This is a genomic window from Nocardiopsis sp. NPDC007018, from assembly GCF_040635075.1.
Taxonomy (GTDB): Bacteria; Actinomycetota; Actinomycetes; order Streptosporangiales; family Streptosporangiaceae; genus Nocardiopsis.
Map to the genome: position 1 here is coordinate 1 of NZ_JBEYHA010000099.1, position 6,760 is coordinate 6,760.

Annotated in this window: 5 protein-coding genes; all 5 read right to left on the bottom strand. The window is 67.9% G+C overall.

The window, feature by feature from the left end; genetic code table 11:
• The coding region (locus ABZ635_RS26915) for an ABC transporter ATP-binding protein (protein WP_357770031.1) at window positions 1-1,187 on the bottom strand (1,187 nt) is incomplete at its 3' end.
• A gap of 67 nt (window positions 1,188-1,254) precedes the next feature.
• A complete protein-coding gene (locus tag ABZ635_RS26920) occupies window positions 1,255-2,268 on the bottom strand; it encodes an ABC transporter permease (RefSeq protein WP_357770033.1) in 1,014 nt (337 codons plus the stop codon).
• A gap of 94 nt (window positions 2,269-2,362) precedes the next feature.
• Window positions 2,363-4,114, bottom strand: coding sequence for an ABC transporter substrate-binding protein (locus ABZ635_RS26925; RefSeq protein ID WP_357770034.1), 1,752 nt, complete (start codon window positions 4,112-4,114; stop codon window positions 2,363-2,365).
• A 97-nt stretch (window positions 4,115-4,211) separates the two neighbouring features.
• On the bottom strand, window positions 4,212-5,243 hold the full coding sequence (locus ABZ635_RS26930) for an ABC transporter permease (protein ID WP_357770035.1): 1,032 nt from the start codon (window positions 5,241-5,243) through the stop codon (window positions 4,212-4,214).
• Between the two features lie 824 nt (window positions 5,244-6,067).
• Window positions 6,068-6,574 carry a cellulose synthase gene (locus ABZ635_RS26935; RefSeq protein ID WP_357770036.1) on the bottom strand — a complete coding sequence of 169 codons (507 nt, stop codon included), beginning with the start codon at window positions 6,572-6,574 and terminating at the stop codon, window positions 6,068-6,070.
• Window positions 6,575-6,760: the final 186 nt, after the last annotated feature.

Genomic DNA, 6,760 nt, shown 5'->3' on the forward strand with positions numbered 1-6,760 from the left:
GACATGTGCGTGATGTCCTGGCCGTCGAACTCCACGGTGCCCTCGGTGGGCTCCAGCAGGCGCATGACCATGCGCGACAGGGTGCTCTTACCGGAACCGGACTCGCCCACGATGCCCAGGGTCTCGCCCTTGAAAAGGTCGAAGCTGACTCCCTTGACCGCCCAGAAGTCGGTCGCCTTGCCCCACATGCCGCCGCGCACCTTGAATCGCTGGGCCACGTCCACCACCCGGAGCAGCGGCTCGCCCTCACGGTCGGGCGCGGCGGGGGTGAAGGCCTCGAAGTCGCCCGGGCGGGTGACCGCGCCCTCGCGCTGGTCCCGTTCGATGCGGTCGGCGCGGTCCTGGGCGCGGCGTTCGGCCCGGGACATCTCCACGCGCGGTACGGCGGCCAGCAACGCCTGCGTGTACGGGTGCTCGGGCGCCGAGAGCACCCGGCGCACGTCACCGCGCTCCACGGCCTGGCCGTGCCGCATGACCACGACCTCGTCCACCGAACCGGCGACCACCGCGAGGTCGTGGGAGACCAGGATCAGGGCCATGTTGAGGTCGCGGCGCAGCTCGTCCAGCAGGTCGAGGATGCGCGCCTGGACGGTGACGTCCAGGGCGGTGGTGGGCTCGTCGGCCAACAGCACCTTGGGGTCGCACATCAGACCCATCGCGATGACCACGCGCTGGCGCATACCGCCCGAGAACTCGTGCGGGTAGGAGTTGATCCGCTTCGCGGGCTCGGGGATACCGACCCGGTCCAGGGCCTCCACCGCGCGCTGCCTCGCGGCCGCCTTGCCCGCCTTGGGGTGGTGCACCAGGTAGGCCTCGACCAGCTGGTTGCCGATCGTGTACTGGGGGTGCAGCGACTGCATGGGGTCCTGGAACACCATCGCGATGTCGTTGCCCCGCATCGACCGCAGCCTCTTGTCGCTGGCGGTCACCACGTCCTGCCCCGCCACCTCGATGGCACCGGTGATCCGGGCGCGACTGCCCCGGTGCAGACCCATCAGGGCCAGCGAGGTCACACTCTTGCCGGAACCCGACTCACCCACGATGCCCAGCGCGCCACCGGCGGGCACCTCGAAGGAGAGGCCCTTCACGGCGTGGACGTCGCCGTCCATCGTCGGGAAGGTCACCCGCAGGTCATCCACGCGCACGACTGCGTCAGAGGCAGCCGATGCCGGTCCGGTCGAGGCCATGTCACATTTCCTTCAGTAGAGCTGGTCTGGTGTCAGCGTTCGGGCGCTGGGGCGAGTGCGGCGCGCCCTACCTGGCGATGCGCACCCTGGGGTCGACGACCGGGTACAGGAGGTCGACGATCAGGTTGCAGACGACGATGAACACCGCGCCCAGGAGCGTGACGCCCAGGACGACGGGCAGGTCCTTGGCCACGATCGAGGTGATCGCGTAGGCACCCACGCCGTTGAGGGAGAACACCGTCTCGGTGAGGATCGCGCCACCCAGGACCATGCCGATGTCCAGACCCAGAATGGTGACGATGGGGGTGAGGGTGGGGCGCAGGGCGTGCTTGAAGATCACCTTGCGCTCGCTCAGGCCCTTGGCCCGGGCGGTGCGGATGTAGTCCTCGTTGAGGGTCTCCAGCATGCCCGCGCGGGTCTGCCGCGCGTACTGGGCGGCGTGCAGGAACGCCAGCGTCACCCAGGGAAGGAACATGACCTGGAACCAGGCCACCGGGTTCTCGGTGAACGGCACGTAGCGCGAGACCGGGAACAGGCCCCACTCGTGGACCAGGAAGGCCAGGGCGAGCAGACCGGTGAAGTAGATGGGCAGGGAGACGCCGATGAGGGCGACGCCCATGGCCAGGCGGTCGAAGATGCTGCCCTTCTTGACGGCGGAGAGCACCCCGACGGCCACGCCGCCGACGACCCAGATCACCGCGGCGCCGAGGCCGAGGGACAGGGTGACCGGGAGGCGGTCGAGGAGCTGCGGCAGCACCGGAGAGTTCGTGGTGAAGGAGTAGCCCAGGCACGGGGCCGCGCACTGGACCGTCTCACGGCCGAAGGTGAACTCCTGGCCGAGCACCAACGTGCGGATGAAGTCGATGAACTGGACCGCGACGGGCTGGTCGAGGCCAAGGCGCTCCACGGTGGCGTCGAGCGCCTCCGGTGTGGGCGCCTTGCCCACGTACATCGCCGCCATGCCGTGCGGGGTGACGCCCGCCCACCTGGGCAGGACGTAGAAGATCCAGAAGGTCACCGCCGTGACGACGGCGAGAAGCAAGAGACCCGCACCAAGGCGGCGGAGAACATAATTCAGCATCGCGGTCGGCGGCGGGGACACCCGAGGGATCGCCTCGGGCTCCCCGCCGCTTTCACCTGCCTTCTCGTACTAGTTCAGGCTGGTACTTCGGGACCTAGCCCCGGTCGACGCCCAGCGCCATGAAGTCGTACATCATGTACGCGGGGTGGTAGTAGGCGTTGGTGAGCTCGTCGGAGCGGTAGATCAGCGTCTTGTCGAAGACCACCGGCAGGATGGCGGCGTTCTCCATGACGAGGGTGTCGATCTTGCCGTAGAGGTCGGCGCGCTCCTCCGGGTCCTCGGTCTTGAGGGCCTCGTCCCACAGACCGTTGATCTCGGGGTCGTCCAGCTCGGAGGTGTTGAAGTTACCGGTCTCCATGATCGCGTCGCCGTGCGTGATCTTGGAGGCGAAGCCGTAGCCGCTCGGCCAGTCCGGGCCCCAGCCCGAGACGCTCAGACCGATGTTGTTCTCACGGACGTAGTCCTGCGAACCGGCGTACTGGCCGAAGAAGTCCCCGGACGGGAACGACTTGATCTCGACGTCGATGCCGACACGGGCCAGGGACTGCTGGAGCGCCTCGGCGGTCTGGACGTCCTTCTCGCGCTCGGTGCGGACCGCGATGTTGGTCTTGAAGCCGTCGGACTCGCCGCACTCGTCGAGCTTCTCCTGGGCCTTCTCCAGGTCACCCTTGTGGTCGTCCGACGGGTACAGGTCCGCGTCGGTGTTCGAGCCGGGGATGGCCGGGGGGAGCAGGCTGGTGGCGCGGTCGCCACCGGTCGCGCCGCCCCAGGCGCGCCACATGCTGTCGCGGTCGGCGGCGTACATGATCGCCTGGCGGCAGGCCACGTCCTCGATGATCGGGAGGTGGATGTTGACGTAGCGCAGCGCGCCGGAGTACGGGTTGTCCAGGTTGCCCTGGGCGCCCTCGTCGTCGAGCAGGCGGGCGTTCATCGCCGGGCCCACGCCGGTGCCGGCGAGGTCCACGTCGATCTCACCGCTGAGCAGGCGCTCGTCGATCTCGTCCTGGGCGACGCCGAGCTCGACCTCGATGCGGTCGGGCAGGGCCTGGCGGACCGGGTCGGTGTCGCCGTCCCAGTGCTCGTTGCGCTCCAGGTTCAGGCCGACACCGGGCTCGTACTCGCCGTCGAACTTGTACGGACCGGAGGAGACGACCTTCTCCTGGTACAGGGCCTCACGGTCGGCGTCGATCGGCACCGGGGCGGTCTGCGGCTGGGTGAGCACGTTCGGGAACTCGGCGAAGGAGTCCTTGAGGTGGAAGACCAGCGTGTAGTCGTCCGGGGTCTCGATGGAGTCGAAGCCCGCGAGCGGGTCGTCACCGTTGTCGTAGACGTTGTGGTCCGCCTGGTCCAGGTGCGCCTTGAAGTACTGCGGGCCCTCGGTGAACACGCCGCCGTTGAAGTTGGCGCGGGCGATGCCGTACTTGATGTCCTGGGCCGTGATCTCGGAGCCGTCCTCGTACTTGAGGCCCTCCTGGATCTTGACGGTCCACTCGGTGAAGTCCTCGTTGGGCTCCGGCAGGTCCACGGCCATGTCCGGGATCAGGTCGGTGGCCTTGTCGCCCGGCTCGGGGTTGAAGGCGAGGAGCGTACGGGCGTAGTAACGGGAGAAGTTCCAGTTGAACGCGTAGTACGTGTTGCCCGGGTCGGTGGAGTCGAAGTCCGCCGCGAGGGCGTACTTCAGGGTGCCGCCCGACTTGTCCGAGGCGTTGACGACCTCGGTCGAGCCGAGGTCGAAGCTGCCCGCCGAGTCGGAGTCGCCGCCACCGGTGGCGGCGCCACCGCAGGCGGACAGGAAGAGGGACGCCGCCGCGCCGAGCGCGACGAATCCGAGGGTGCGCTTCATCAAGGAAGTACCTCTCTGAACCTGGTGTGGGATGGTCGGACCATGGGTTGACCGGTGTCCGGGCGGGGACGGGAGACGGGCCTCCCCGCTCGGGGCTGGGTCAGTCCGAGGTCCGGGGGTCGAAGGCGTCGCGCAGGCCGTCACCGAAGAGGTTGAACGCCAGAACGGTGATGAAGATGGCCAGACCGGGGAAGATGATGAAGTAGGGCGCCGTCTGGTAGAAGGGCACCGCTTCGGAGAGCATCTTGCCCCAGCTCGGGGTGGGCGGGTTGATGCCGACGCCGAGGAAGCTCAGAGCCGCCTCGAACAGGATGTTCGTGGGGATCAGGAGCGTGGAGTAGACGATGATCGGCGTGACCAGGTTCGGCAGGATCTCCTTGAAGAGGATGTGCCGGTTGCTGGCGCCGAGGCTCTTGGCCGCCTCGACGAACTCGCGCTCGCGCAGGGCGAGTGTCTGTCCGCGGACGATGCGGGCGATGTAGGGCCAGTTGAAGAACCCGATGATGAAGACGATGACGCCGATCCGCAGACCGTTGCCGGACAGGCCGAGGACGCCGTCGGGGATGACGCCGACCAGGGCGATCGCGAACAGCATCAGCGGGAAGGCCAGGAAAATGTCCATGGCACGGCTGATGACGGTGTCGACCCAGCCGCCCTTGTAGCCCGCGATGATGCCGAGCAGGGTGCCCAGGGCGACGCAGACCAGCGTGGCCAGGAAGGCGACCAGCAGGGAGATCTGGGCCCCGTAGAGGATGCGGCTGAACAGGTCGCGGCCGGTGGTGGGCTCGACGCCCAGCAGGTGCTCGGAGCTGATCCCGCCCCAGCGGTCGATACCCAGGTCCGGGTTCTCCGGGTCGAGGTAGGGAACGCGGCGGCTCGGGTCGATCAGGTCCTGGTTGAACTGGGTGGGCGGGTGCCCGAACAGCTTCACCAGGAAGGGCGCGAAGATCGCGGCCAGGATGAGCAGGACCACGACCAGGCCGGAGACCATGGCGACCTTGTCACGGCGCAGCCGCTGCCAGGCGATCTGCCTCAGGGACCGATTGTCGGCGTCGCTGCGACCCGAGGCCGAGGCGCCGGGTACCGAGTCGACCGTCTCGGCCGACTCAGGGGCATGCGAGGGCGCGCTCATCAGGCCACCACTCTCCACTCATACGCTTCTGGCCGAGGGGACCGATCCCACACGTGAGCCGCTCGGGGGGTGACCCTTCCGGGTCTCACGGTGGGGCCTGCCGGTTCTCGACTCTGGCTGGCTGGGCGTCGGACCGACGGGGCGAGAGGGTGGCCCGTCTCGTCGGTACTGGCCCGTGACGCGCCGACCGTTGAGAGGTTGGACACGACCACGGAACTTTCCGCCCGGGATGTTACACAGCGACCAATTTACTCGCCCTTTGGACGCATGTCGTCCAAAGTCTGCCCGTGTAGCCAAAACGTAACAAACACTAACAAACAACCCACATGGCCACTTAAGCCAACAAACCACGCAAAGCACGCATTCGTCGGACGACCCGCGCTGAGCTGGCACAAGACCGCCCGGACGCCTCCGCCCACGATACGGCCACAACGGTGCGAACCAGGCGCGCACAGGGGACCTATGGCAAGTGCTATGAAACCGTAAGTATTGACCCGATTCCACAAAGTGATCCAGGCCACAGGAAGCACTCCCCCACTGCGGGCCGCGTCGCCCGGCGCACGGTCGCCGAAGGCCCGGCACGCACACGGGGGCGGTCCCGCCACGCGGGACCGCCCCCGTCGTCGGAGCGTGGGTCGCCCAGGGCCTGTTTAGTGGATCATTCCGCGCTCGCGTGGCCAGGCTGCCTCTCGCTGCGCCGATGAAGCTCGGACAGCCAAACCCGGGCTGACCTTCGCTCATCGTCTTGCGAGAGATGGCCTGGCGGCCGCTCGCGGAGCTGGCGGCTCCGCCACCAGATGGCGAAAGCACCCACAAAACACGCCCTAGTCGATACCGCGCTTGCGCAGCAGCGCCTCGATGTCACCGAAGTCGTCGTCGGCCGCGGCGGCCTTGGGCTGCTTGGGCGCGCCCACCTGACCGGCCGGTGCGGGTGCGGCTCCCGCGGCGGGCGCTGAGGCGTCCCCACCCTCGGCCCTGGCCCTGGCCCGGTCCTCGGGACGCGCACCGGGCTTGACCCCGATGCCCTTGGACTTCATGAAGCCCGAGACCACGTACAGGACCACCATCAGCACGGCGAGCCCGATGCCGACCCACGACTGGAGCTTGAAGGCCATCGTCAGCAGGATGCCGAGCACGCCGAGGACGAACTGCAACACCACGTCCATCAGCAGCAGCAGTCCCGCGATCACGGGCAACAGCGACCAGGCGACGCCGCGCAGACCGTAGGCCGCGCCCTTCCTCCGCCACACGAAGTAGGAGATGACGAAACCGACCGCCGTCAGGGCCGCCCCCAGCCCCACACCGACGTTCTCACTCAAAGTCTCAGGCATGCGCCCAGTCTCCCATCCCGCGTCCGCGCCCACATCCGGCCGATCCCCTAGATGAGTAATTCCCAGGGGTGCGTGGTCTGAGCATGAGGCTAGGGAGCCCATGGTCTTGTTGTGACGCAACACCTGAACTCCCTCGCCCAAGCACTCTACGCCAGGACCGAACGCCTCCTGCAACACCGCCCGGAC

Coding starts and splice junctions, on each gene's coding strand:
- ABZ635_RS26920 (WP_357770033.1), bottom strand. CDS start 2,268: ATGCTGAATTATGTTCTCCGCCGCCTTGGTGCGGGTCTCTTGCTTCTC.
- ABZ635_RS26930 (WP_357770035.1), bottom strand. CDS start 5,243: ATGAGCGCGCCCTCGCATGCCCCTGAGTCGGCCGAGACGGTCGACTCG.
- ABZ635_RS26935 (WP_357770036.1), bottom strand. CDS start 6,574: ATGCCTGAGACTTTGAGTGAGAACGTCGGTGTGGGGCTGGGGGCGGCC.